Source organism: Bowmanella denitrificans (assembly GCF_002887595.1).
Classification (GTDB): Bacteria; Pseudomonadota; Gammaproteobacteria; order Enterobacterales; family Alteromonadaceae; genus Bowmanella; species Bowmanella denitrificans.
In genome coordinates, this window is sequence record NZ_PEBU01000001.1 from 702,801 (window position 1) to 727,302 (window position 24,502).

Genomic DNA, 24,502 nt, shown 5'->3' on the forward strand with positions numbered 1-24,502 from the left:
TCTCCCGATTACTCAACGATGGATGCGCCTAAGCGCATCCAGTTATTTACCAAGTCTGCGTATCCTTGAATTTGCCCAGGGCTTCTTTCAAGGTTGCTTCGATCTCGTCGTTGTAGTTACCCGTGCTATTGATAGTGTTCATGAGCTCGGCGTATTCGGCATCCATAAAGGCATGCAGAGCAGATTCAAAGTCCAGGACTTTCTTCAGCTCAACATCTTTCAGGAAACCTTTTTCAACGGCAAACAGAGACACAGCCATTTTCGCTACATTCAGCGGGCTGTACTGTTTCTGTTTCATCAGTTCAGTTACACGCTCACCATGCTCCAACTGGGCACGCGTGGCGTCGTCCAGGTCAGAAGCAAACTGTGAGAAGGCCGCCAGTTCGCGATACTGAGCCAGGGCCAGACGAATACCGCCACCCAGCTTCTTGATGATCTTGGTCTGCGCTGCACCACCTACACGAGAAACCGAGATACCGGCGTTAACAGCAGGACGAATACCAGCGTTAAACAGGTTGGTTTCCAGGAAGATCTGACCATCGGTAATCGAGATTACGTTGGTCGGTACGAAGGCAGAAACGTCACCAGCCTGAGTTTCGATGATAGGCAGAGCGGTCAATGAACCGGTCTTACCTTTCACTTCGCCCTTGGTGTAGTTTTCTACGTATACGGCGTTAACACGCGCAGCACGCTCCAGCAAACGGGAGTGCAGATAGAAAACGTCACCTGGATAGGCTTCACGGCCTGGCGGACGACGCAGCAGCAAAGAAATCTGACGATAGGCAACGGCCTGCTTAGACAGGTCATCGTAAATGATCAGAGCGTCTTCACCACGGTCACGGAAGTATTCACCCATAGTACAGCCAGCAAAGGGAGCCAGGTACTGCAGGGCAGCAGATTCAGATGCAGAGGCCGCCACCACAACAGTGTGAGCCATGGCACCATGCTCTTCCAGCTTACGTACTACGTTGGCAATAGTAGAAGCCTTCTGGCCTACCGCTACATAGATACACTTAATGCCAGTGCCTTTCTGGTTGATGATGGCATCAACGGCCAGTGCAGTCTTACCAGTCTGACGGTCACCGATAATCAACTCACGCTGACCACGACCAACAGGGATCATGGCATCGATTGACTTGTAACCAATCTGAACAGGTTGATCAACCGACTGACGCTCGATTACGCCAGGTGCGATTTTTTCAACTGGCTCAAAACCGTCAGCTTCGATAGCACCTTTACCGTCGATAGGCGCGCCCAGGGTGTTAACCACGCGACCCAGCAGGTTGCGGCCAACAGGCACTTCCAGAATACGACCGGTGGATTTAACCTTTACGCCTTCCTGCAGGTCAGCATAAGGGCCCATCACTACCGCACCTACGGAGTCACGCTCCAGGTTCAATGCGATGGCATAGCGACCGCCAGGAAGCTCGATCATTTCACCTTGCATCACATCAGCAAGGCCATGGATACGGATAATACCGTCGGTTACACCAACGATAGTTCCTTCATTACGTGCTTCACTTACTACTTCGAACTGCTCAATTCGCTTTTTAATCAGTTCTGCAATTTCAGTGGAATTCAGTTGCATACTCTTTCCCCGTTATGCTTGCAACGCGTCTGCGAGACGGTTCAATTTGCTTCGGATGGAACCATCAATAACAGTGTCACCGGCTTTAATTACAGCGCCGGCAACCAATGCAGGGTCCACGTTACAATTCAGCTTAACTTTTCGTGCGAGACGTTTTTCAAGAGACGCGCTGAGATCGGCCTGTTGCTTAGCACTGAGCTCGACAGCAGAAGTGACATCAACGTCAACTTCTTTGTCGTAGTCAGCCTTGAGCTGGTTAAACAAACCCAATACATCAGGAAGCGTGTTCAAGCGTCTGTTTTCAGCCATTACCTTGATCAGGTTCTGGCCGTGCAGATCGAGTTCGTCACCACAGACTTTAATAAACACCTCAGACAGACGGTCTGCCGCGGCAGCACTGCTGAGTAAGTTTTGCATGGCCTCGTTGTCTGCCACAGCAGCGGCAAAGGTCAGCATGTGCTGCCATTTGTCCACTGCCTGGCTCTCGACTGCATAATCGAAAGCAGCTTTGGCATAAGGGCGAGCGATGGTTGTCAATTCAGACATAAGCTCATAACCCCTTATAGCTCAGCGACCAGTTTTTCAACTATGTCACTTTGTGCCGCCGCATCGATTTGACGCGCTAAAATTTTCTCTGCACCAGCAACGGCCAGAATAGCAACCTGCTTGCGCAGTTCCTCTTTGGCACGGTTACGTTCGGCTTCAATTTCGGTCTGGCCGGAAGCAATGATCTTGTCACGCTCCTGGTGTGCACGCTCTGTCTCTTGATCAACAATCTGCGTTGCACGCTTTTTGGCCTGCTCGATAATTTCAGCCGCTTGTTGCTTGGCTTCTTTCAATTGCTCTTTGGCTTTTTCCTGAGCAATCTGCAAGTCTTTTTCGGCCCGATCAGAAGCAGCCAGCCCATCGGCTATCTTCTTCTGACGCTCCTCAATCGCAGCCATAATAGGTGGCCACACGTATTTCATACAGAACAGTACGAAAACGGTGAAAGCGATAAGTTGGCCAATTAGAGTGGCGTTAATATTCACGACCGCTCCTCCTCGTTAGTTGTTCGCGTTGAAAGTGGATAAAACTTAGGCACCAACAGCGAACAACAGGTACAACGCGATACCAACACCGATCATGGCGATAGCATCGATCAGACCTGCTACGATAAACATTTTTACTTGCAGTTGAGGAGCCAGCTCAGGTTGGCGAGCTGCAGACTCCAGGAATTTACCACCCAGCAGACCGAAGCCGATAGCAGTACCCAGAGCACCCATACCGATAAGTAGAGCAACAGCGATGTATAACATGTATATCTCCGATTTTTAGTTAAGTTAAAAGTTAAAGGTTTAAGGTTAAATTAGAAAAAAATCTCTAATACGTTTTAGTGGTCTTCACAGGCCAGGCTCAGGTACACGATGGTCAACATCATGAAAATAAAGGCCTGCAGTGGAAGCACCAGAATATGGAATACCGCCCAGACGAAATGCAGAGGCAGTTGGAAGAAGCCAATGGTAGCGATCAGGATAAAGATCAGCTCACTGGCATACAGGTTGCCGAACAAACGCAGTGCCAATGACAACGGACGCGCCAACAGGGTAACCACTTCAAGAATCAGGTTTACAGGAATAAATACCGGGTGACCAAAGGGCTGCATACTCAACTCTTTAGCAAAACCACCAAGGCCTTTTACCTTAATTGAATAAAACAGGATCAGGGCAAATACACCTAAGGCCAGGGCAAAGGTCATATTCAGATCCGTGGTAGGTACGGCTTTCATATAGACATCATGCGGGTCCATGCCAAAGCCATACTGGCCAATCAATCCGGCAATGGAGGGCAATACATCAACCGGCATTAAATCCAGCAGGTTCATTAACAGAACCCAGACGAAAATGGTCAGAGCCAGAGGTGCTATCAAGACACTCTTGCCATGAAAAGTGCTTTTCACGTTGTCATCAACAAAATCCACCACTAACTCAACAAATGCCTGCATTTTGCTCGGCACGCCGGAAGTAGCCTTTTTGGCGACACTACGGAAGATAAACAGGAACAGCAAGCCCATCGCGATGGACCAGCCCAGGGTATCCACGTTCCACTGCCAAAAGCCGGCGTCAGCACAAGCTTTGTTAAAGGCAACACCCGTTTCGGTGTTACACATAGTGGCATTGGTTAAATGGTGTGTGATGTACTCTTTGGTAGAGATTTCTGATGCCATTAGTTATCCCAACAAGTTTTTTAAAAAATCTTTCATCTCAATGTTTTATTCTTATCAAAAGGACCCATTGAGTCATCATTGTGGCAGCGAAGCTAGCAAACAGTACGCTGACCTTCATATCAGGCCACTGGAACACTGCCACAAAGAAAAAAATCGTTAATATCAGTTTGAATTTAGCGCCCTGACTAAAGCTGCGCACAACCAGTTGGTTCTTACTGGCGCCAGCATGTCTGAAAGCAAGGTGGGCAAATACGGCATTGGGGATAACGCAGGCACAAACACCTGCTAAAGCGGACAACCCACTGTCAGTCCCCCACAACCACCATGTAGCGAGGGACAGGAGCAAACCTGTCAGGCTCTGGGCGATTAAAACTCTTCTGGCCAGCAACTTGCCGGTCCTGGCCAAATCCGCCACTGCGTTCCCCGCTCTATTCAAACTCTATTCAAAAGCGCCAAAATTATACTGTTTCGCCGCAAATATTCAACAATTACCGGATTATGCCCTGGTCTTATAAGTTGGAAGAATAAAGCGCCATCAGCAGGGGTAACTGAATCAGTGAATTTTAGCCAGAATACCGTCCAGTTCCTCAAGGCTGGTGTAGTTGATGACCAACTTACCTTTACCTTTGCTGTTGTGGCTAATAGACACTGATGCGCCTAAATTTTCGGAAAGCTGGGTTTCCAGCCGCTTAACATCCGGGTCGGCCTTCTTCTGTGGCTTTTCAGGCGCAGGTTCCAAAATCTTACGAACCAATTTTTCCGCATCCCTGACCGTCATACCTTTGGCGACAACAGTACGCGCTGCGTCAATTTGCTGTTCACCTTGCAAAGACAGCAGGGCACGTGCATGGCCCATTTCAATGTCTCCGTACTCCAGTAACAGTTTGACATCATCGCTGAGGTTATTGAGACGTAACAGGTTAGTGACACTGGCTCGTGATTTGCCCACTGCATCAGCAACTTCCTGATGCGTTAACTCAAATTCATTGAGTAATCTTTGCAGAGCCTGGGCTTCTTCCATGGCATTAAGATCTTCTCGCTGAATATTCTCAATCAGGGCAATGGCCACCGCCGCTTCGTCTGGTACATCTTTAACCAAACAGGGAATTTCCGCCAGTTGCGCCATTTGTGACGCACGCCAGCGTCGTTCACCAGCAATAATCTCATACTTCTGCTCATCCAGTTTGCGCACTACGATGGGCTGTATAATCCCCTGTGAGCGGATAGATGCTGCCAGATCTTCGAGGGCCTCAGGGGACATATCTTTGCGAGGCTGATATTTACCGGGTTGTAGGAACTCAACGGGCAATTTTTGCAGTTCACCACTTTTTTCGAGCTGTTCCAGGTCACTTTCCTGTTTGGCGTGCTGATTACTGGTGGCCAGTAACGCATCCAGGCCTCGGCCTAGTCCTCGTTTCTTGCTCGACATGGGGTCCTCAAAATTCTATTTGGTAAATTCAGTCGGCGAATTCTAACGGATTAACCGGCTTTAGCTACAGTGCTTTCTCTGTCGCGTCTACGCAGAATTTCGCCAGCTAACGCCAAATAAGCCTTAGCCCCGGCCGACGACTTTTCATAGTACATAGCTGGAGCCCCAAAGCTTGGTGCTTCAGCCAGACGCACGTTGCGGGGAATGACAGTACGATAAACCTGTTCGCCAAAATGGCGCTTTAACTGCTCAGAAACGTCATTGGCCAGGCGATTGCGAGGATCGTACATGGTGCGCAATACCCCTTCGATTTTCAAATCCGGATTCACCACCGACGCCAGCTTGCGAATAGTATCCATTAGGGCGGTTAATCCCTCCAGGGCATAATATTCACATTGCATGGGAACCAATACCGAGTCTGCTGCAGCCATGGCGTTAACGGTCAGTTGGTTAAGAGAGGGAGGACAATCGATAAATATATAATCATAGTAATCGCGCACCGGTTTCAAAGCGTTACGCAGCCTGACTTCCCGGGCAAACAATTCCATTAACTTGATTTCTGCCGCCGTCACATCACCATTGGCAGCAATAAGATGGTACTTCCCAGAAGTTTCCTTAACGATGACTTCGTCGACAGGCTTTTCTTCGATCAGCAGCTCGTAACAGGTTGAGTCAACCTCAAATTTATCAACACCACTGCCCATGGTCGCATTACCCTGCGGATCCAAATCAATCAGCAGGACTTTGCGTCGGGTGGCCGCCATAGAAGCGGCAACGTTAACCGCCGTGGTCGTTTTTCCTACCCCACCTTTTTGATTTGCAATGGCAATGACCTTACCCAAGACAAGCTTCCCCACGTTCTGTTAGATTTTTCGGATCTTGACCAGATGTCGTTGTGCATCCAGACCGGGCACATCCAGCTTGACCACTTCACTGACCGCAAAATTGGCAGGGATGTCATCCATTTCTTCGCCTGGAAACTGACCCTTTAGGGCCAGAAAAACCCCCTCAGAATCTACCAGATGCTGGCACCAGTGCAACATATCTTTTATCGAAGCGAAAGCACGGCTTAAAACAGCATCAAAAGGTATACCCTGCTGAAATTCCTCAACCCGGCACTGCACGGCTTGCACATTAGGTAGTGCCAGTTCGTGCGCTACCTGCTTAATGAAACGAACCCTTTTGCCCAGACTGTCAAGCAATACAAACTCACAATCAGGCCGCATAATAGCCAGTGGTATGCCAGGTAAACCCGGCCCGGTACCCACATCAATAAACCGGCTTCCCTGCAACAGTGGCGCAACCACAATTGAATCGAGAATATGCTTAACCAGCATTTCCTTGGGGTCACGCACCGAAGTGAGGTTATATGCTTTGTTCCACTTGTCTATCAGTTGAACAAAGCGAACCAGATTTTGTTTTTGCGTCAGACTAACCGACAGAGACAAGTTGGCAAGACCGTCATCCAGGCTGGCGAGCAATTCACTATCGACGAGCATCATCAGGCAGATTCTTTTTCCAGTTTCTTAAGCAGCCCCTGTTTTTTCAGGTGCACCAACAACAATGAAATTGCCGCGGGCGTTATACCTGAAATACGGGATGCTTTACCCACAGTCTCAGGACGGGCCGCTTTTAGCTTGGCGACCACTTCATTTGATAAACCAGAAATACAGGCATAATCGAAATCAAGCGGCAGCAAGGTATTCTCATTGCGTTGTGTTCGCTCAATTTCATCCTTCTGACGTTCTATGTAGCCAGCATATTTGATCTGAATTTCCACTTGTTCTGCAGCCAGGGGATCATCCAGGCCCGGACCAAGATCCTGGATCTGCATTAGCTCAGCGTAGCTCATCTCCGGGCGACGAATCAGTTCCTCAAGAGAATGCTCGCGTACCACAGGATTTTTCAATTTCTGGTTCAAAGCTTCTGCGGCCGGATGCTTGGGATGCACCCATTGGCTGCGCAGACGCTGACGTTCAGTCTCGATGGCTTCCAGTTTGTTATTGAAAACAGCCCAGCGGGTGTCGTCCACCAGCCCAAGCTCCCGACCTTTTGCTGTCAGACGCAAATCCGCATTGTCTTCGCGCAGAAGTAAGCGATACTCGGCACGGCTGGTAAACATACGGTAAGGTTCTTGTGTACCCATAGTCGCCAGATCGTCGATCAAAACACCTACATAGGCTTCGTCACGCCTTGGCGTCCAGGCGTCTTTACCCTGCACCTGCAGGGCAGCATTCATGCCTGCGATTAACCCCTGTGCACCGGCTTCTTCATACCCGGTTGTACCGTTAATCTGTCCGGCAAAGAATAACCCTTTGATAAACTTAGTTTCTAAAGATTGTTTCAGATCCCTTGGATCAAAGAAGTCATATTCTATGGCATAGCCAGGTCGCACAATATGTGCATTTTCAAAGCCTTTGATGGAGCGCACCAATTGCCATTGCACATCAAAAGGTAAACTGGTTGAAATACCATTAGGGTAAATTTCGATGCTGTTCAGCCCTTCCGGTTCGACAAAGATCTGATGTGAGATCTTGTCCGCAAAGCGCACGATCTTATCTTCAATGGAAGGGCAGTATCTGGGTCCTATGCCTTCGATTACTCCCGCATACATAGGCGACTGATGCAGATTGGCGCGGATAATGTCATGGGTTTGCTCATTGGTATGAGTGATATAGCAAGGGATCTGTCTGGGGTGATCTTCGACCTTACCCAGATAAGAAAACACCGGCAGAGGATCATCACCAGGTTGCTCCTGCATCTTTGAGAAGTCCAGAGTCCTGGCATCCAGACGCGCTGGCGTACCTGTTTTTAAGCGGCCTACCCTGAAAGGCAAATCTCTCAGACGTTTAGACAGGGCATTGGCCGGTGGGTCACCTGCACGACCCCCCTGATAATTCTGCAGGCCAATATGAATCAGCCCTCCAAGAAAAGTTCCTACGGTCATCACCACCGTTTTGGCCTGGAACTTAAGGCCCATCTGGGTAACCACCCCTACAACCTGATCATTTTCCACAATCAGATCATCACAAGATTGTTGAAATAATGTCAGATTAGGCTGTTGTTCCAGTATGTTACGAATAGCTGCCTTGTATAGGCTACGATCTGCCTGGGCTCTGGTCGCTCTTACTGCCGGGCCCTTACTGGAATTTAGCGTTCTGAACTGGATCCCGCCCTGATCCGCCGCCTTGGCCATGGCACCACCCAAGGCATCAATTTCCTTCACTAAATGGCCTTTACCAATACCACCGATAGCAGGGTTACAGGACATCTGTCCCAAAGTGTCTATGTTGTGAGTTAGCAGCAAGGTGGCTGCACCCATCCGAGCAGAGGCCAGAGCAGCTTCAGTACCGGCATGGCCGCCACCAACAACAATGACATCAAAGTTTTCTGTGTAGAACATCTTTCACTTCTAACCTGCCAAATTCGGGGCGCATATTCTATAGAGTTTCGGCTCTAAACGGAACGATTAAAATTCGAGCAGCAGATCTTTTTGATCCTTGGATCCGGATAATAAAAGAAAGGATCTGTTTAGATCTCTTTATTTATTTTTATTGTTTTTAAGCACGGCCGATCCTTTGGATAACACAATATAACTTATATTTATCAATATTTTAGATGTTGATCTAAGGTGTGAGTAAATACTGATCTACCCGGTATAAGCTGGGATCAAAACGCGATCTTATCCACAGGGGGGGAGAAGTGAAAAGTTATTCTATGAGTGATCAAAGGATGATCACAGCATTACACTAGATCTTATCCACAAAGCCTGTAATCCTGTGCCATCTCTGTGTATAAGCTTGGGGTTGATCTTGGGTAAGATCACAAGATCCTTTACCGAACTGGGCTGATCGAGGATCTGGTGTTTTGATCCAATTCACTGGGGATAAGAGTGTGGTGAGTTTTAACGGCATCAGCACACTAACCAGTATGCTGATGCAAGGCATGGAATTATCTTACCTGGTTAGGCACGTACCCAGAGGTTTTTTTCGTTGTAGTAAAGTCATCTTCGACAGTTTTCCGTCTGCTTGGGCCATTAAAACGCACTTTGTAAGTGTCGTATTCCTTAATCGATTCAAAGCAGTAAGGGCCTACTGCTTGCTCCAAACCGGCTAAATCATGATTAGTAATCAGAATACAGTTCTTGTTCTGGCTGTACCTTTGCCTAAGCAAAGTGCCTAACCAACTTTGGGTGCTTTTCTTAAGCATGGTTTCATTGACGCAGACTTCGTCAAGGATGAGCAGGTCCACCGTCATCAGTTCCTGGGTGATTTCCCTGAATTTCTGACCTATATCGTCTTTTGCCGAGTAGTCATATGAAAAATAACGCATCTCTAACAGGCTGGTTAATTGCCGGTATAAGACGGAAATTTCATATCGGTCAATCAACTCATGGGCAATGGCGCCAGCAATGTGTGACTTGCCACGTCCATAGTCGCCGTAGAACAGCATCATATGTGAACCACTGGCACGCCAGCTTGGATCACTATGTGCAGCGATAAAAGACTGGGCGATGCTGACAGCTTCGGTAACATCCGGGCTGTCTTGTATTAGATTACTGAATGTCCACTTTGAATTCAGGTCGGAGCGGCCATGGATCTGTTCAATCCGTTTGCGCTTTGCATCCAACTGCAACTGTCTGACTTCCTGGTTGGCCTGGTGCTCGTATTCCTTTCTCAACTGTGCATAATCTTTTGCTTGCTCCACCCGGCTTGTTTTACCTAGTGTTCGGCCGAACTGTTCTATTTTATCCTTTAGACTTTGCACTGTATTTCTCCACCAGTTTTTTAGCGTTTTCGTCTGCACTCAGGCCGGCTGTTACAGCGACCAGTTGATGCCCTACTTTTTGCTTTTGCCCTGGAGCTAGTCGCGATTTTTTGAGATGCAAAACAAACTTCTGGGTCCACTGAAAGCCAGTCAGATTGATTTCAGGACGTGTTAACCAGTAAGCAATAAATTCACCCAGGTCTTCATCAGTATATTGGTTATCCAGCAGGCCTACCAGTTGGCTAAGCTCATCGAACAGTTTGTCATCCGGGCGCCAGTCCATCGACATAGACTGCCATTGCAAGTGTAAGCTCTGATACTGGCTGACGGACGTTGCCACCAGTGGTAACAGCAATTGTTGTCCATTCAGGCTACGTGAACTGATACATTGCTCCTGACAATCTACCAGACCGGCGTCGGCCAGTTCCTTAAGTAACTGATTTATATGACGGCCTAAATTAAACAAGGTTTGCTTGCTGTTGAGCAGCGCCAGTAATTTCCGGTAATTGAGAGGCTGTGTCAGACCAGAAGTTTTATCAACCTCTGGTCGTAAGCCCAGGCAATAAAGCACTCTCGCTTCGTTGCTCAATGTGGTTTGCAGCGCAATGAGTTCTGACTGATTCAATGACTCACTCCTGATCCAGCCATTGCATTAATACGTCCGTTGTCAGTTCAGATTCAATCCATTCTATGACTTTGTCTTCCGGGACAGGATGTTCCAGCACATCCACGTGCAGAGGGGGGGCAAGTAATTTAGCACCGGCTGCATCAAGGAGCCTTTGCATCTGTTTGCTGCCCTCGCAGAATGTGTCATAGCTGCTGTCACCTAAACCCACCACCAGGTAGGGTTGCCCTAGCAGTGAACGTCCGGCGATTTGTCTGGCAAAAGGTTGGATATTATCTGGTAGTTCCCCTGCACCGTGGGTAGAGGTACAGACAAACCAAAGACTATTAATGTTTAGGCTTGGCAGGTTTGGGTTAAGGTGCTGCCTGTGTTCAATACCTAGTGCTGAAAGTTTAGCGCTGATGGCGTCTGCTACATATTCTGTCGCGCCAAGCATTGAACCAACCAATATCTCTATCTGTCGCATGTTTAATACAGGGTTTGCTTGCATGGCAGCATTATATCAAGTTGTCGATAAAATGGCCTTGCGTGATTTTGCCAGATAATCACAGCGATTCTGTCGGTGTGCAATATTGGGCGCTATAGTGAAGGCTATGGCGACTGCCCTAAAAATTTTACTCTGCTCAGGTTACAAATGAATCAAACTTCAGAACAAGATGAATTGCTGTTTTGCAGTGAAGAGGATGAATCGGCTGATTCCCCTGCCGGAGGCAGCCCCTGGAAGGTGTTAGTGGTAGATGATGATGAGGAAGTGCATGTCCTTACCCGCTTGGTGTTAAGAGATCTGGTATTTGAAGGTCGGCCATTGCAACTGCTTAGCGCCAGAAGCGGTATACAGGCTCGTGAAGTCCTAACCAGTGAACCTAATATAGCCTTAGTCTTATTGGATGTTGTGATGGAGTCTGATGACGCCGGCTTGCAACTGGTGAAGTATATTCGTCGAGAGCTCCACAATGATGCAGTTCGGATAATTTTAAGAACCGGTCAGCCAGGTCATGCACCGGAACAGGAAGTGATCCTCAAGTACGATATTAATGACTATAAAGAAAAAACCGAACTCACTCTGCAGAAGTTACTGACCGCAGTGGTGTCTTCCTTGCGTTCATATAAATATATAGAGCAGGTTGTTCAGTTGAATCAGGAGCTGGAAATAAAGGTCCAGCAACGTACAAAAGAGTTACAAAAGGCCAATGCCAAGTTACAGCGCACGGTGCAGGCGTTGCAGGAAGGTGAAGAGGCTGGAAAACGTATTCAGTTTAAATTGCTTCCGGCATCTGACACACACATCAACGGCATAGACTTTGCGCATATTTTATTGCCCTCTGAGTTTATGAGTGGTGATTTTGTTGACTATTTTGCTATTGACGATCGCTATGTGGGATTTTACCTGGCCGACGTTTCCGGTCATGGTGTGTCATCGGCTTTTGTGACGGTTTACCTTAAACGTTTTATTTCTAATATGCTGGAGCAATACCGACGCGGGGAAGAGCAAAGTGTTCTCGACCCTGCTGCAGTGTTAACCGCCCTAAACTGTGCCTTGTTAGCAGAGAACCTGGGCAAGCATATTGCGATTTTCTATGCCGTAATAGACAGACAAAATAACCAATGCAGATATATAAATGGTGGCATATTTCCCTGGCCGTTGCTGATCCAGCATGAACGTGCTGAATTTGTGGAAAGCCGTGGTACGCCAGTGGGGTTGTTTGATTTCAGTCAATATCAAAGTGCGGAATGTCATTTGGCTGAGGCGTTTCAACTTTATTTATTCTCTGATGGTGTGCTGGAAATTATGACCGAGAAAACGCTCGAAGCGAAAATGGCAGCACTGCATGCTTGTGTGAAAGCACCTGTGAAAGATTTGCAAGATTTGGCGGGTCGTCTGGGTATAAGTGAGTCAATGAGCTTACCGGATGATTTGGCTATGTTGGCTGTGACGAGATAGTAATCAACTGCTGGCCGCGGAGATGTAATGAATAAAGAACATGTTTTGTTTGCTTGTCAGGCTGGTGTGTGTGTATTCAAGTTTGTAGGCGATCTCAGGCATACTGATGTGCAAGGGATGGATTCCTATGTACAGTCTTTATTTAAGCCACTGAAACGCTGTAATGCTGTTTCAGTAGATTTAAGCCAGACCCGCTATATGGACAGTACCTGTCTTGGTTTGTTGGCCATGATTGCTAAATACAGCATCGCTGCCGATAGCGGCAAGCCTGCGCTGGTTTGTAACAATGAGGACATGCTGCAATTGCTGAGAAGTATGTGCCTTGATCAGGTGTTTGTAATGGTTAAAAGGAGCAGGGAACAGCTTAACTTTCAGGGGCTGGAAGGGGATACCAGTGATGACATGCAGGCCAGACTAATCTACCAGGCACATAAAGCCCTCAGCGACTTAAGTGACAGTAATAAAGCTATGTTTCAGCCGGTAGTGGATTTAATGGCTGAAGAATTAAAAAATAGCAGGAAATAGATTTCTGACTATTTACCGATACAGAAAGAACTGAATATACGCCCCAGTAAGTCATCTGAACTAAATTCACCGGTGATTTCATTCAACTGCTGCTGAACCAGCCGCAGTTCTTCCGCCAAAAGCTCGCCAGCCAGATGACTAAGTAACTGGTGCAGGCCATTTTCAAGATGTTGTGCTGCGCGTTCAAGCGCATCTAAGTGACGGCGACGGGCGATAAACTGACCTTCTGTATTCGCATCAAAACCCATACAGTCTTTTAGGTGCTGAGCGAGTAGTTCTATTCCCTGGGCCTTGCTGGCGCAGAGGCGGATCAGGGTGTGCCCATTGGCTTCAAGCTTTTCGATTGGTTCGCCGGATAGATCCACCTTGTTGCGGATTAACGTCACTTTTACCCCTTTGGGCAGCCGATCGATAAATTCAGGCCAGATAGCATGTGGATCGGTTAGTGCTGTTTCATTGCTGTCTACCATTAACAGCACCCGATCTGCCTGAGCGATTTCGTCCCAGGCCCGCTGGATACCTATTTGTTCCACCTTATCGTCGCTGTCGCGTAAACCGGCTGTGTCAATAATATGCAATGGCATACCATCAATATGGATATGCTCTTTGAGTACATCACGGGTGGTACCGGCTATATCGGTGACAATAGCCGCTTCCCGGCCAGCCAAAGCGTTCAACAGGCTGGATTTACCCGCATTGGGGCGACCCGCGATAACCACCCGCATACCTTCGCGTAAAATACTGCCTTGTTGCGCCTGGCTGAGAATGTCGGCGAGTTGACGGATAATACTCTGCAGGTCTGCTTGTACCTTTCCATCTGACAGGAAATCCACCTCTTCATCGGGAAAATCTATGGCCGCTTCAACATAGATACGCAGATGGACAACTTGTTCAACTAATTGATGGACTTGATTAGAAAACGCGCCTTGCAATGAACGTAAGGCAGATCGCGCAGCCTGCTCGGAACTGGCATCAATCAGATCGGCAATGGCTTCTGCCTGGGCCAGGTCTAATTTGTCGTTTAAAAAGGCCCGCTCGCTGAATTCACCCGGTCTGGCCATCCGTAATCCTTGGATGGTCAGAATACTACGTAGCAGCATGTCCATAACGACTTGGCCACCATGGCCTTGCAGCTCCAGTACATCTTCACCGGTAAAGGAATGTGGCCCTTTAAAATACAGGGCAATACCCTGATCCAATACCTGCCCTTGGCTATCATAAAAAGGCAAATATTCTGCATACCTTGGTCTGGGTAGTTTTCCCAGTATGTGCTCAGCAACATCGGCTGCCTTGTCACCTGATACCCGGATAATACCTACACCACCGCGACCCGGAGCCGTCGCTTGTGCCACTATGGTTTGCGCAGCGGTCATATGGGTTAATCGCGAAAATTGGTGTACTGGAAAGGTTGCCCAAGATCAGCAGATTTAACCAAGGCGATGGCTTCTTGTAGGTCATCGCGCTTTTTGCCGCTGACTCTGACCTGATCCCCTTGAATAGAAGCCTGCACTTTGACTTTGCTTTCCTTAATTAGCTTAGTGATCTTCTTACCCATATCTTGTTCGATACCCTGGCGGAAAACCAATATCTGTTTAAAGGTTTTGCCGCTGCGGTCTATGCCTTTTTGCTCAATACTTGCGGTACTGACACCGCGTTTGGCGCATTTGGAACGCAAAATTTCCTGCATTTGCTGCAACTGGAATTCTGCTTCTGCGATTAGGGTAATTTGATTGTCTTTCTGTTCGTAGCTTGCCTCAACGCCACGAAAGTCGAATCTGGTATCCAGTTCGCGGATGGCATTGTCGACAGCATTTTTTACTTCAACCAAATCTATTTCAGAGACGATATCAAAAGATGGCATGGGGCTTCCTTATTGATGATTGAGTGCTTTTTATCTAAAGGATAAAAAAGGCCCTTGCATCGGGCCTTTAAATTATGGCGCTTAATGCGACTTGATACCGCGTTTTTCCATTGACGCGTAGATCATCTTCGCCTGCACCAGCGTAATCACGTTACTGATTAGCCAGTACAATACAAGACCCGCCGGGAACCATAAGAAGAACACACTCATCATTACCGGCATCCACTGCATTATTTTTTGTTGCATCGGATCCTGGATGGTCATGGGTTGCAGTTTCTGCAACAGATACATACTGGCGCCAGTTAATATAGGCAATACAAAGTAGGGGTCTTTCACCGACAAATCTGTAATCCACAGGAAGAAGTCAGCATGGCGTAATTCAACACTTTCCAGGAATACCCAATACAAGGCCAGGAATATTGGCATCTGCAGTATCAGAGGGAAACAGCCACCCATCGGATTGACCTTTTCCTTCTTGTACATTTCCATCATCGCCTGCGACATCTTCTGGCGATCCTCACCATACCTTTCTTTTAATGCCTGCATCTTTGGCTGCAAAGCACGTAACTTGGCCATGGACTCGTATTGCGCCTTAGTCAGGGGATACATGGCACCTTTAACGATGATTGTGATAAAGATAATTGCCAGCCCCCAGTTACCCACCAAACCATGGATAAACTGCAGTAACCAGAACAGCGGTTTGGACAACCACCACAGAATGCCGTAGTCAACAGTTAGGTCCAGGCCCCTGGCAAGCAGCTCCAAATCATCCTGATCTTTGGGGCCTGCATAAAATATGCTGCTGATTTCTGCTTGGTCACCAGCGGCAATATTGACCAGATTACCTTTAAAGCCAATGCTGGCGTATTGCGCACTTAAGATTCGGCTATACAGCGTGTTTTGGGCATCCTGAGGTGGAACCCAGGCCGAAACGAAGTAGTGCTGCAACATGGCTACCCAGCCACCTTGTGTTACTTCATTTAGCTTTTCGTCTTCAATGTCATCAAACTGATGCTTTTTGTAGCGGTGCTCTGCAGTGGAATAGGCAGCTCCGCGGTATGTGGGCATAAACATGCTGCCTTCCGGGCCAGCCAGTGTCTGCTTTAGCTGCGCATACTGCTGAATTTGTATATCAGCGTTAGTTTGGTTATTGACCTGATACCGCACTTCAATATCGTGCTGGCCTTTTTTAAAGATAAAGTTCTTGGTGATTTGCAGGCCACTGTCAGTCTGATAGCTAAGTGGGACAACCAGACTGTCACCCTCAAGCTGATATTCTTCTGCGGTAACAGTGTATACAGGTCGACCTTTACTGGAAGAATCTGGACCATTCGGGCCGATTAAACCACTTTGGGCGATATAGAGATGGGCCGGGTCCTGCGTCAGCAACTGGAAGCTCTCGCTGGAGCCCTGTGTAACGGGATAGTCGGCTAATTTAACCGATACTATGTCGCCACCGCGGGTGTCTATTAACACGTCCAGGCTGTCGGTAACGACCTTTATCAGGCGATTGCTAGTCTCGGCAGAGGCTGGCACATGTTGAATATCAGCGCTGGGAACATCGCCAGATGTTGTTGCTCTATCCGGTGAGACATCAGTGTTTTGGCTTAACGGCGCTTGCTGGACCGGCGGTTGACCATAGTCCATTTGCCATTGTTGCCATAATAAAAAGCTGACCAGGGCCAGACCAATGAGAAGAAAGCTTCTTTGGGATTCCATAACAGACTACTTTTATTTTAAGTTTTCGGCGGGACGGGATCGTCTCCCCCCGGATGTAAAGGGTGGCATTTTAATATGCGTTTGGTGCTTAACCAACAACCAATCAGCAATCCATGACGATTTATTGCGCCAATCGCATATTCCGAGCAGGTTGGATTGAACCTGCATCTTGGGCCAAGCATGGGAGATATCCATCTTTGATACTGGCGAATCAGCCAGACGCTTGCTGATTGCAGCGCTGTTTTAGCTTTTTCCATAACCGACTTAACAGTTCAGACAATTGCTGATTGGTCATTTTATCTAACCCGGATTTTCCCACTACCACTATATCAGCACTAGGTAGATCATGTTGGGCTAGTCGAAAACTTTCTCGAATAACACGCTTAAGCCGATTGCGGTCATGAGCTTTCCTGACCCTTTTTTTCGACAGTGTTATACCAATTCTTGGATGGGATAGGCCGTTATGTCTGGCCAACAGCGTTAGTTGTGGAGATACTGCAGGTATGGCTTGCTGAAATACATTCTCGAAATGGGTGGGAGTAAGTAACCTTAACTCCCGAGAAAATTGATTTTCACCCACTTCGATAAATGCAATTAGGCTGATAAACGAGCACGGCCTTTAGCACGACGACTGGCAAGAACCTTGCGGCCATTCTTTGTCGCCATGCGGGCACGAAAACCGTGTGAACGTTTACGCTTCAAATTACTTGGTTGAAATGTTCTTTTCATAACCTAGTCCGCCGCTTTCAATTACTGATGGATCAATTTAAGCACGGGATGTGCTCAAAAGGACGCCGAATTTTAGAGATCTGTACAGCTTATGTCAACGTAAATTGGTGATCTGTTAGTGCTTTGCTTTACGTTAATCGATCGTTCCTGTTAATAACCTAGGGTTATGCCCTGATTTTATCCACAGTTATAGTCGATAGGCTTGCTAATTCTTTCATTATATGCGGGGTTTTTATCCACCAGTCAATCCAACCAAGCTCACTTAGTATTTTAAATTGTCCTGCCATTACATAAATAAAAATATAATTAAAACAATGATATAGTGGTTTTGTGCGGAAGCTGCACAAATGCAGATAAGATCAATGTTGAACTTGTGGATAAATTTGCGCAATAATTCACAGCCTTAGTCTAAAGCGGGTGTAGCAGATCATCTGAGATCTTTGCCCGGTTCGTTTTTTCTTCATCAATTTTCTGGGTCGGGTGCTAGTGCCGGCGGGGGTTGTCAATGTCATTGTGGGAAGAGTGCCTCAGGCGGCTGCAGCAAGAGTTGCCGACTCAACAGTTCAGTATGTGGATACGCCCCTTGCAGGCTCAATATGACAGTTCAACTCTGACCTTGTTTGCGCCTAACCGTTTTGTACTTGATTGGGTCAGAGACAAATACATTTCACGTATTTCAGAACTGTTTGATGAGATTTGTGCGCCCGAGCAGGCGCCAGCTTTACACTTTGATGTGGGCGTTGCGTCGTCTGTGGTGCCTAGTATGACAAGTCAGGCTCCGGCTAACTTTCATCAGGGGCAGACAACATCGTTCAATGTCCCCCCCGTATCTGCTCAGCCGCAGCAGAATATGGCAGGACAGGGGGTTAGGGTAGAACACAAGAGTAATATCAACCTGACCTATACCTTTGATAACTTTGTTGAGGGTAAATCTAACCAACTGGCCAGAGCTGCAGCCAGCCAGGTTGCAGATAACCCCGGTGGCGCTTACAACCCCTTGTTTATTTATGGCGGTACAGGTTTGGGTAAAACCCATTTATTGCATGCCGTAGGTAATGGATTGATGGCACGTAATAAAGATGCCAAGGTTGTATACATGCACTCTGAGCGATTTGTTCAGGACATGGTAAAGGCCCTGCAAAACAATGCTATTGAGGAATTCAAACGTTATTATCGGTCTGTTGATGCATTGCTAATTGATGATATTCAGTTTTTTGCCAAAAAGGATCGATCTCAGGAAGAATTTTTCCATACATTTAATGCGTTATTGGAAGGTAATCAACAGATCATTCTCACATCTGATCGCTATCCTAAAGAAATTGATGGTGTGGAGGATAGGCTGAAATCTCGTTTTGGCTGGGGATTAACTATTGCTATCGAGCCGCCAGAGTTGGAAACCCGGGTAGCCATCTTGATGAGAAAAGCGGTCGAAAATCGGATTCATCTTCCCGACGAAGTGGCATTTTTTATAGCTAAGCGATTACGTTCCAATGTCCGGGAACTGGAAGGTGCGTTAAACAGGGTAATAGCCAACGCCAACTTTACTGGCAGACCAATTACCATAGATTTTGTTCGTGAGGCGCTCAGAGATCTATTAGCCTTGCAGGAAAAACTGGTTACTATAGATAACATTCAGAAAACGGTCGCCGAGTATTATAAAATCAAGGTAGCCGACATACTCTCTAAAAGAAGAAGCCGTAGTGTTGCCAGACCCAGGCAAGTGGCAATGGCCCTGGCTAAGGAATTGACCAACCATAGCTTGCCCGAAATAGGCGATGCATTTGGTGGGCGGGATCATACAACCGTATTGCATGCATGCCGAAAAATAACCCAGCTTCGAGAAGAGAGTCATGATATTAAAGAAGATTATCAGAATTTGATTCGAACCCTGTCGTCTTAAAACAACAACGAGTCGCTCATGAAATTTACTATAAGTAGGGAAAACTTCTTACAGCCACTACAGTTGGTTGCCGGTGCAGTCGAACGCAGACACACTTTACCTATACTCTCAAATGTACTTATTAAGGTAAGTGAGGGAACACTATGGCTGACGGGTACTGATTTAGAGGTGGAGCTGATATCCAATATGAGTCTGTTGGGCGATTCGGAGGATGGCGAGATCACCGTTCCTGCGAAGAAGCTGTTGGATATTGTAAAAGGATTTTCTGATAGTACTGATGTTGAATTTCATCTGGAAGGCAACAAGGCGCTGTTGAAGTCGGGACGGGGGCGTTATTCGTTATCTACGCTACCCGCAAGTGAATATCCAAACCTGGAAGACTGGCAAGGCGAGGTTGAGTTTGAAATTTCTCAGTCTCAACTAAAAAAATTGATCGACAGTACCCATTTCTCCATGGCGCAGCAGGACGTACGGTACTATCTGAATGGTATGTCATTGGAAACAGAGAATGGCATTATTCGTACTGTCGCTACTGATGGCCATCGTTTGGCGTTGTGCCGGATTCAGTATGAAGGGACCGCTTTGCCTGACAGACAGGTAATTGTTCCTCGAAAAGGGGTCATGGAGATTTCCCGTCTTATTGAAAATGACGATAAGCAGCTAAAAGTTCAAATTGGTGCAAATCACATTCGTATTTTCTCAACCGATTTCATATTTACCAGTAAGCTGGTTGATGGGCGTTTTCCTGATTATCGCAGAGTGTTGCCGAAAGACGGCGATAAGCTGGTTGAAGCTAGTAAAGAAATTCTGAAACAGGCGTTTTCTCGTGCCTCCATTCTTTCTAATGAAAAGTTTAGGGGAGTGAGACTTAACCTGGCAACCGGGGAGCTTAAGATTACTGCTAATAACCCCGAGCAGGAAGAGGCCGAAGAAATTGTCGATGTTAACTACGAGGGGGCTAATCTTGAGATTGGCTTTAACGTAGCCTATTTGATTGATGTGTTGAACGCATTGTCTTCTGAAAACGTAAAAATTAGCTTGTCGGACTCTAACAGCAGTGCATTGATAGAAGATGCAAAGGATGATTCTGCACTCTATGTCATTATGCCAATGAGGCTATAGAGATAATTTGCGACACCACATTTTCCTTTTCGCTCCAGTTTACATATGAAACTGGAGCGCATTCAGGTCCAGCAGTTTAGAAACCTGCAGGACGTTAGTCTTAATCCGACTGCCGGGTTGAATGTCATTTACGGTGCAAACGGAAGTGGGAAATCTTCTTTCCTTGAGGCCATTCATTATCTGGGCTTTGGTCGGTCATTCCGAAGTGCCAAGCATCAGAATGTGATTCAGCATCTTCAAGATTCATTTACTGTGTTCTGTAAGGCTAAAGATGAGAAGGAATACGAAGCCAGTATTGGTTATCAGAGATTTCGGAATGGCGATTTTCTAGCTAGGGTAAATGGCGAGGCACTATCTCGTTCATCTGACTTGGTTCGACTTTTGCCGGTTCAGTTGTTCACGCCGAGCAGTACAGACGTTATTTATGGCGCTCCCAGCTTAAGACGAAAGTTTTTAGATTGGGGATTGTTCCACGTGGAACAGTCTTTTTTATCTGTAGCTGGCAGATTTCAGCAAGTTCTCTCCCAACGAAATGCATTACTCAGGGGCGGGGGCATTCATAGCCAGGAAGCAACATTTTGGAACGCCGCATTTGCTGATTGCGGCGAGCATCTGGACCGGCTTAGAACTGATTACGTGGAAGCGCTTAAGCCCAATATACTTACCAACCTAAGCTATTTTCTACCTGAGTTTTCCTTCGAAATTTCGTATCATAGTGGGTGGGAAAGAGGTAAGCCACTAGCCGAGGTTCTGAAGCAAAATCTTCAGAAGGACATCAAGTTTGGTTATAGCTCGTCAGGGCCTCATAAGGCAGATCTGCGCATAAAGGCAGACGGCATCATTGCGCAAGAAGTTCTGTCGCGTGGGCAAGTAAGAATGTTGATGGCTGCCTTGTTACTGTCGCAATCTCAGTATCTTCTGCAACAGAAGGGTAGATCATGCATCTTTTTGTTGGACGATATTGGGGCGGAGCTCGATTCCGGTAAACGTGAGGCCTTTGTGAAGGCCCTTTTGGATTCATCAGCACAGATTTTTGTAACAGCAGTTGAAAAACAGCAGGTAGCCTTTCTGGAAGGTTACACAGATAAAAAAATGTTTCACGTGGAACATGGCCAGGTGAAAGAGGAGTAGATATAAAAATGTCTGAAAACAACTATGATTCATCGAGTATCAAAGTACTAAAAGGACTGGATGCGGTCAGAAAAAGACCCGGAATGTATATTGGCGATACCGATGATGGCACCGGTCTGCATCATATGGTGTTTGAGGTTGTAGACAACTCCATCGATGAGGCTTTGGCGGGACACTGTTCAGATATTCGCATTGCCATACATAATGATGGCTCTGTCTCGGTCAAAGACAACGGTCGTGGCATACCCACCGAAATTCACCCTGAAGAGGGCGTATCTGCTGCTGAAGTTATTATGACGGTCTTACATGCCGGTGGTAAATTCGACGATAACTCGTACAAGGTTTCGGGTGGATTGCATGGTGTGGGTGTTTCTGTAGTAAACGCCTTGTCTGAAAAGTTGCAATTGCGCATTCGTCGCGGTGGAAAAATCCATGAACAAGAATACCATCATGGTGTGCCGCAAGCGCCTTTGGCTCCGGTTGGTGAAACCGATGAGAAAGGTACCAGCATTCGCTTTTGGCCCAGCCCCGCGACATTCTCTGATGTTGAATTTCACTATGACATCTTGGCAAAGCGTTTAAGAGAACTCTCTTTCCTGAACTCAGGTGTCTCTATCTATCTGACCGATGAACGTGATGGGAAGTCTGATCATTTCTGCTACGAAGGTGGCATCAAAGCCTTTGTACAGTATCTAAACCAGAACAAAACACCTGTGCATCAGAAAGCCTTTCATTTCTCCAGTGAGAGAGACGATGGCATTAGCGTAGAAGTGGCGATGCAATGGAATGACGGCTTTCAGGAAAACATCTATTGCTTCACCAATAACATCCCACAACGAGATGGTGGTACACACCTGGCCGGTTTCAGGGGGGCACTGACCCGTACCCTGAATAACTATATGGAAGCGGAAGGACTGAATAAGAAGTCAAAAACCAATGCCAGTGGAGATGATGCTCGGGAAGGGCTAACTGCTGTTGTTTCAGTAAAAGTACCGGATCCAAAATTCTCATCTCAAACGAAAGACAAACTTGTTTCATCTGAGGTGAAGCCCGCAGTCGAAACCACTATGGGTGAGAAGTTACAGGAGTTTTTACTGGAAAATCCTGGTGATGCAAAAATCATTGCCGGCAAAATAATTGATGCTGCCCGTGCTCGTGAAGCCGCCAGGAAGGCCAGAGAAATGACGCGTCGTAAGGGAGCCCTGGATCTAGCCGGGCTGCCCGGAAAGCTAGCTGATTGTCAGGAAAAGGATCCAGCCCTATCCGAACTCTACATAGTGGAAGGAGATTCTGCAGGAGGGTCTGCAAAGCAGGGTAGGAACCGTAAAAATCAGGCCATTCTGCCGTTAAAGGGCAAGATTCTGAACGTTGAAAAAGCACGTTTTGATAAAATGCTTTCCTCGCAGGAGGTAGCGACACTTATTACCGCTTTGGGCTGCGGTATAGGCCGTGACGAGTACGACCCGGAAAAACTGCGTTATCACAGTATAATCATCATGACAGATGCCGATGTTGACGGTTCGCATATTCGCACATTATTGCTGACCTTCTTCTATCGGCAAATGCCAGAGATTATCGAACGGGGCCATGTCTTTATTGCTCAACCTCCTTTATACAAAATGAAGAAGGGTAAGCAAGAGCAATACATTAAAGATGATCCTGCATTGACGGCTTATCTGACGTCCATGGCGCTGGACAACGCATCGTTGTTTGTTAATGAGAACGCGCCAGCCATCAGCGGAGTGGCTCTGGAAAGTTTGGTAAAACAATATCAGACTACGATGAGCATGATAGACAGAATCAGCCGTATCATGCCTAAGGCGATGCTAACACGTCTGGTGTACTCAGATATCCTGAATTTGCAGGACCTGTCTGATACCAATAAGCTGGAAGCGGTGGGACAGAAGCTGGTGAAAGAACTGGAAGAGCATGAGAGTGACGGCGCTCTATACCGATTTGAAATCCGCGAAGACCGCGAGCGCTCTAATTGGTATGTGGTTATCATAATGCGTCAGCATGGTATTGATACAGAATATCGTCTGGATCATGATTTTATCGACTCCACAGAATACAAACGTATTCGAGACCTGAATCAGGCTATTAATGGCATGATTGAGGAAGGGGGCTATGTTGCCCGCGGAGAGAAAACCCAGAGAGTCGATAGTTTTGCCCAGGCGCTTGACTGGTTACTTACTGAATCCAAACGCGGGACCTACATTCAGCGCTATAAAGGGTTGGGTGAAATGAACCCTAGTCAGTTGTGGGAAACCACCATGGATCCTGAGAGTCGTCGCATGCTGCAGGTCACCATCGAAGATGCCATTGCCGCTGATCAGCTCTTCACCTGTTTGATGGGAGATCAGGTTGAACCACGTAGAGCCTTTATTGAAGAAAACGCCCTAAGGGTCGCAAACCTGGATGTATAGAAAAAGCCGGCGAAAGCCGGCTTTTTTATTAAATTCAATAGGTTACAATTATTTCTTTCGAATCCGGACGGTCGGCTGCGGGGACGCAAAGTCTATAAAAAACTCATATACAGCGGTTTCTTTCGGAGTAAACTTAAAATTGTTATTACTGCTATTGCAATCCGCTTGAACTGGCTTGTCCAATACAATTAGCTCGTCCGCTGTCTTTGTTAAATAACCACAGTTTGCACCATTCGACCAGTTGGCATCGGCAATACGAAAATCGTAAGGCTGACCATCTGCAATGAGCTCTGCTTCACCTTTAAATTGAGTATCTGAAAGACGCTGCATCTTGTAGTTTTCATCAGCTTCCCACCAGGTAAATACACCTCGTAGATACAGGTCCTTAACCTGCTCAGGCTCTGGTATGCCAGGGCGAGTGGCGCAAGCAGCCAGCGAGCCCAAAAGAAAGGTGATGATAAGCGCTCTTGGCAATGACATTCCTGTTTTCCTCAATTCGTCACAGCGTCCAATATTACCCATAGTTATAACA

General features: G+C 47.1%; 26 protein-coding genes. 6 read left to right on the forward strand and 20 right to left on the reverse strand.

Annotation, left to right across the window (positions count from 1 at the left end; all coding sequences use genetic code 11):
* Positions 1-46: 46 nt before the first annotated feature.
* From atpA to CSR04_RS03305, 13 genes are all read right to left on the reverse strand, one after another.
* Positions 47-1,588 carry a F0F1 ATP synthase subunit alpha gene (gene atpA / locus CSR04_RS03245; protein WP_102794776.1) on the reverse strand — a complete coding sequence of 514 codons (1,542 nt, stop codon included), beginning with the start codon at positions 1,586-1,588 and terminating at the stop codon, positions 47-49.
* A gap of 12 nt (positions 1,589-1,600) precedes the next feature.
* Entirely contained in the window at positions 1,601-2,134 is a 534-nt protein-coding gene (atpH, locus tag CSR04_RS03250; RefSeq protein WP_102794777.1) for a F0F1 ATP synthase subunit delta, read from the reverse strand.
* Positions 2,135-2,148: 14 nt separating this feature from the next.
* Positions 2,149-2,619, reverse strand: coding sequence for a F0F1 ATP synthase subunit B (gene atpF / locus CSR04_RS03255; RefSeq protein ID WP_102794778.1), 471 nt, complete (start codon positions 2,617-2,619; stop codon positions 2,149-2,151).
* A 45-nt stretch (positions 2,620-2,664) separates the two neighbouring features.
* Positions 2,665-2,886 (reverse strand): F0F1 ATP synthase subunit C, encoded by a 222-nt coding sequence (gene atpE, locus CSR04_RS03260; RefSeq protein ID WP_026376053.1) that lies wholly within the window; start codon positions 2,884-2,886, stop codon positions 2,665-2,667.
* A 74-nt stretch (positions 2,887-2,960) separates the two neighbouring features.
* Positions 2,961-3,794: a F0F1 ATP synthase subunit A gene (atpB, locus tag CSR04_RS03265; protein WP_102794779.1), complete on the reverse strand. Its 834-nt coding sequence runs from the start codon at positions 3,792-3,794 to the stop codon at positions 2,961-2,963.
* A gap of 37 nt (positions 3,795-3,831) precedes the next feature.
* Positions 3,832-4,182, reverse strand: a complete 351-nt coding sequence (locus tag CSR04_RS03270) for an ATP synthase subunit I (protein ID WP_172449215.1) — start codon at positions 4,180-4,182, stop codon at positions 3,832-3,834.
* A gap of 165 nt (positions 4,183-4,347) precedes the next feature.
* Positions 4,348-5,223 (reverse strand): ParB/RepB/Spo0J family partition protein, encoded by an 876-nt coding sequence (locus CSR04_RS03275; protein WP_102794781.1) that lies wholly within the window; start codon positions 5,221-5,223, stop codon positions 4,348-4,350.
* A 50-nt stretch (positions 5,224-5,273) separates the two neighbouring features.
* Positions 5,274-6,065: a ParA family protein gene (locus CSR04_RS03280; RefSeq protein WP_102794782.1), complete on the reverse strand. Its 792-nt coding sequence runs from the start codon at positions 6,063-6,065 to the stop codon at positions 5,274-5,276.
* 21 nt (positions 6,066-6,086) lie between these two features.
* Entirely contained in the window at positions 6,087-6,722 is a 636-nt protein-coding gene (gene rsmG / locus CSR04_RS03285; RefSeq protein ID WP_245921337.1) for a 16S rRNA (guanine(527)-N(7))-methyltransferase RsmG, read from the reverse strand.
* Positions 6,723-6,724: 2 nt separating this feature from the next.
* Positions 6,725-8,626, reverse strand: coding sequence for a tRNA uridine-5-carboxymethylaminomethyl(34) synthesis enzyme MnmG (mnmG, locus tag CSR04_RS03290; RefSeq protein WP_102794784.1), 1,902 nt, complete (start codon positions 8,624-8,626; stop codon positions 6,725-6,727).
* 548 nt (positions 8,627-9,174) lie between these two features.
* Positions 9,175-9,990 (reverse strand): ATP-binding protein, encoded by an 816-nt coding sequence (locus CSR04_RS03295; RefSeq protein ID WP_102794785.1) that lies wholly within the window; start codon positions 9,988-9,990, stop codon positions 9,175-9,177.
* Positions 9,971-10,615: a DnaT-like ssDNA-binding domain-containing protein gene (locus CSR04_RS03300; protein WP_102794786.1), complete on the reverse strand. Its 645-nt coding sequence runs from the start codon at positions 10,613-10,615 to the stop codon at positions 9,971-9,973. The genes CSR04_RS03295 and CSR04_RS03300 overlap by 20 nt, the downstream gene beginning before the upstream one ends.
* A 4-nt stretch (positions 10,616-10,619) precedes the next feature.
* Positions 10,620-11,081: a flavodoxin domain-containing protein gene (locus tag CSR04_RS03305; RefSeq protein ID WP_102794787.1), complete on the reverse strand. Its 462-nt coding sequence runs from the start codon at positions 11,079-11,081 to the stop codon at positions 10,620-10,622.
* Between the two features lie 168 nt (positions 11,082-11,249).
* On the opposite strand from CSR04_RS03305, the gene CSR04_RS03310 reads away from it, so the two are divergent.
* Together CSR04_RS03310 and CSR04_RS03315 are read left to right on the forward strand one after the other, a co-directional pair.
* Positions 11,250-12,557 (forward strand): PP2C family protein-serine/threonine phosphatase, encoded by a 1,308-nt coding sequence (locus CSR04_RS03310; protein WP_146027094.1) that lies wholly within the window; start codon positions 11,250-11,252, stop codon positions 12,555-12,557.
* A gap of 27 nt (positions 12,558-12,584) precedes the next feature.
* Positions 12,585-13,082 carry an STAS domain-containing protein gene (locus CSR04_RS03315; RefSeq protein WP_102794789.1) on the forward strand — a complete coding sequence of 166 codons (498 nt, stop codon included), beginning with the start codon at positions 12,585-12,587 and terminating at the stop codon, positions 13,080-13,082.
* 8 nt (positions 13,083-13,090) lie between these two features.
* Here CSR04_RS03315 and mnmE read toward each other — a convergent pair whose 3' ends face one another.
* From mnmE to rpmH, 6 genes are all read right to left on the reverse strand, one after another.
* Complete coding sequence (gene mnmE / locus CSR04_RS03320) at positions 13,091-14,455, reverse strand: tRNA uridine-5-carboxymethylaminomethyl(34) synthesis GTPase MnmE (protein WP_102794790.1); 1,365 nt, start codon at positions 14,453-14,455, stop codon at positions 13,091-13,093.
* A gap of 5 nt (positions 14,456-14,460) precedes the next feature.
* Positions 14,461-14,943 carry a YajQ family cyclic di-GMP-binding protein gene (locus CSR04_RS03325; RefSeq protein ID WP_102794791.1) on the reverse strand — a complete coding sequence of 161 codons (483 nt, stop codon included), beginning with the start codon at positions 14,941-14,943 and terminating at the stop codon, positions 14,461-14,463.
* 81 nt (positions 14,944-15,024) lie between these two features.
* Positions 15,025-16,662, reverse strand: a complete 1,638-nt coding sequence (gene yidC, locus CSR04_RS03330; RefSeq protein ID WP_102794792.1) for a membrane protein insertase YidC — start codon at positions 16,660-16,662, stop codon at positions 15,025-15,027.
* A gap of 17 nt (positions 16,663-16,679) precedes the next feature.
* Positions 16,680-16,919: a membrane protein insertion efficiency factor YidD gene (yidD, locus tag CSR04_RS03335; protein WP_102794793.1), complete on the reverse strand. Its 240-nt coding sequence runs from the start codon at positions 16,917-16,919 to the stop codon at positions 16,680-16,682.
* Positions 16,874-17,242, reverse strand: a complete 369-nt coding sequence (gene rnpA / locus CSR04_RS03340; protein WP_102794794.1) for a ribonuclease P protein component — start codon at positions 17,240-17,242, stop codon at positions 16,874-16,876. Before rnpA ends, yidD begins: the two co-directional genes overlap by 46 nt.
* Before the next feature lie 14 nt (positions 17,243-17,256).
* Positions 17,257-17,391, reverse strand: coding sequence for a 50S ribosomal protein L34 (gene rpmH, locus CSR04_RS03345; RefSeq protein WP_082633349.1), 135 nt, complete (start codon positions 17,389-17,391; stop codon positions 17,257-17,259).
* Between the two features lie 499 nt (positions 17,392-17,890).
* Here rpmH and dnaA point away from each other — a divergent pair, with 499 nt between their 5' ends.
* The 4 genes from dnaA to gyrB are packed head-to-tail and all read left to right on the forward strand — an operon-like array spanning position 17,891 to position 23,970.
* Entirely contained in the window at positions 17,891-19,291 is a 1,401-nt protein-coding gene (dnaA, locus tag CSR04_RS03350; protein ID WP_102794795.1) for a chromosomal replication initiator protein DnaA, read from the forward strand.
* An 18-nt stretch (positions 19,292-19,309) separates the two neighbouring features.
* The gene (gene dnaN / locus CSR04_RS03355) at positions 19,310-20,413 is read left to right on the forward strand and encodes a DNA polymerase III subunit beta (RefSeq protein ID WP_102794796.1); all 1,104 of its coding nucleotides are present in this window, start codon (positions 19,310-19,312) and stop codon (positions 20,411-20,413) included.
* 45 nt (positions 20,414-20,458) lie between these two features.
* Complete coding sequence (gene recF, locus CSR04_RS03360) at positions 20,459-21,544, forward strand: DNA replication/repair protein RecF (RefSeq protein ID WP_102794797.1); 1,086 nt, start codon at positions 20,459-20,461, stop codon at positions 21,542-21,544.
* An 8-nt stretch (positions 21,545-21,552) separates the two neighbouring features.
* Positions 21,553-23,970 (forward strand): DNA topoisomerase (ATP-hydrolyzing) subunit B, encoded by a 2,418-nt coding sequence (gene gyrB, locus CSR04_RS03365; RefSeq protein ID WP_102794798.1) that lies wholly within the window; start codon positions 21,553-21,555, stop codon positions 23,968-23,970.
* 48 nt (positions 23,971-24,018) lie between these two features.
* Here gyrB and CSR04_RS03370 read toward each other — a convergent pair whose 3' ends face one another.
* Positions 24,019-24,450 (reverse strand): early set domain-containing protein, encoded by a 432-nt coding sequence (locus CSR04_RS03370; RefSeq protein WP_102794799.1) that lies wholly within the window; start codon positions 24,448-24,450, stop codon positions 24,019-24,021.
* Positions 24,451-24,502: the final 52 nt, after the last annotated feature.

Excerpts from the sequence above, each read along its gene's own strand:
- atpA (WP_102794776.1), bottom strand. The coding sequence starts at position 1,588 with ATGCAACTGAATTCCACTGAAATTGCAGAACTGATTAAAAAGCGAATT.
- atpH (WP_102794777.1), bottom strand. The coding sequence starts at position 2,134 with ATGTCTGAATTGACAACCATCGCTCGCCCTTATGCCAAAGCTGCTTTC.
- atpE (WP_026376053.1), bottom strand. The coding sequence starts at position 2,886 with ATGTTATACATCGCTGTTGCTCTACTTATCGGTATGGGTGCTCTGGGT.
- atpB (WP_102794779.1), bottom strand. The coding sequence starts at position 3,794 with ATGGCATCAGAAATCTCTACCAAAGAGTACATCACACACCATTTAACC.
- CSR04_RS03275 (WP_102794781.1), bottom strand. The coding sequence starts at position 5,223 with ATGTCGAGCAAGAAACGAGGACTAGGCCGAGGCCTGGATGCGTTACTG.
- rsmG (WP_245921337.1), bottom strand. The coding sequence starts at position 6,722 with ATGCTCGTCGATAGTGAATTGCTCGCCAGCCTGGATGACGGTCTTGCC.
- mnmG (WP_102794784.1), bottom strand. The coding sequence starts at position 8,626 with ATGTTCTACACAGAAAACTTTGATGTCATTGTTGTTGGTGGCGGCCAT.
- CSR04_RS03305 (WP_102794787.1), bottom strand. The coding sequence starts at position 11,081 with ATGCGACAGATAGAGATATTGGTTGGTTCAATGCTTGGCGCGACAGAA.
- CSR04_RS03310 (WP_146027094.1), top strand. The coding sequence starts at position 11,250 with ATGAATCAAACTTCAGAACAAGATGAATTGCTGTTTTGCAGTGAAGAG.
- CSR04_RS03315 (WP_102794789.1), top strand. The coding sequence starts at position 12,585 with ATGAATAAAGAACATGTTTTGTTTGCTTGTCAGGCTGGTGTGTGTGTA.
- mnmE (WP_102794790.1), bottom strand. The coding sequence starts at position 14,455 with ATGACCGCTGCGCAAACCATAGTGGCACAAGCGACGGCTCCGGGTCGC.
- CSR04_RS03325 (WP_102794791.1), bottom strand. The coding sequence starts at position 14,943 with ATGCCATCTTTTGATATCGTCTCTGAAATAGATTTGGTTGAAGTAAAA.
- yidC (WP_102794792.1), bottom strand. The coding sequence starts at position 16,662 with ATGGAATCCCAAAGAAGCTTTCTTCTCATTGGTCTGGCCCTGGTCAGC.
- yidD (WP_102794793.1), bottom strand. The coding sequence starts at position 16,919 with ATGGAAAAAGCTAAAACAGCGCTGCAATCAGCAAGCGTCTGGCTGATT.
- rpmH (WP_082633349.1), bottom strand. The coding sequence starts at position 17,391 with ATGAAAAGAACATTTCAACCAAGTAATTTGAAGCGTAAACGTTCACAC.
- dnaN (WP_102794796.1), top strand. The coding sequence starts at position 19,310 with ATGAAATTTACTATAAGTAGGGAAAACTTCTTACAGCCACTACAGTTG.
- recF (WP_102794797.1), top strand. The coding sequence starts at position 20,459 with ATGAAACTGGAGCGCATTCAGGTCCAGCAGTTTAGAAACCTGCAGGAC.
- gyrB (WP_102794798.1), top strand. The coding sequence starts at position 21,553 with ATGTCTGAAAACAACTATGATTCATCGAGTATCAAAGTACTAAAAGGA.
- CSR04_RS03370 (WP_102794799.1), bottom strand. The coding sequence starts at position 24,450 with ATGTCATTGCCAAGAGCGCTTATCATCACCTTTCTTTTGGGCTCGCTG.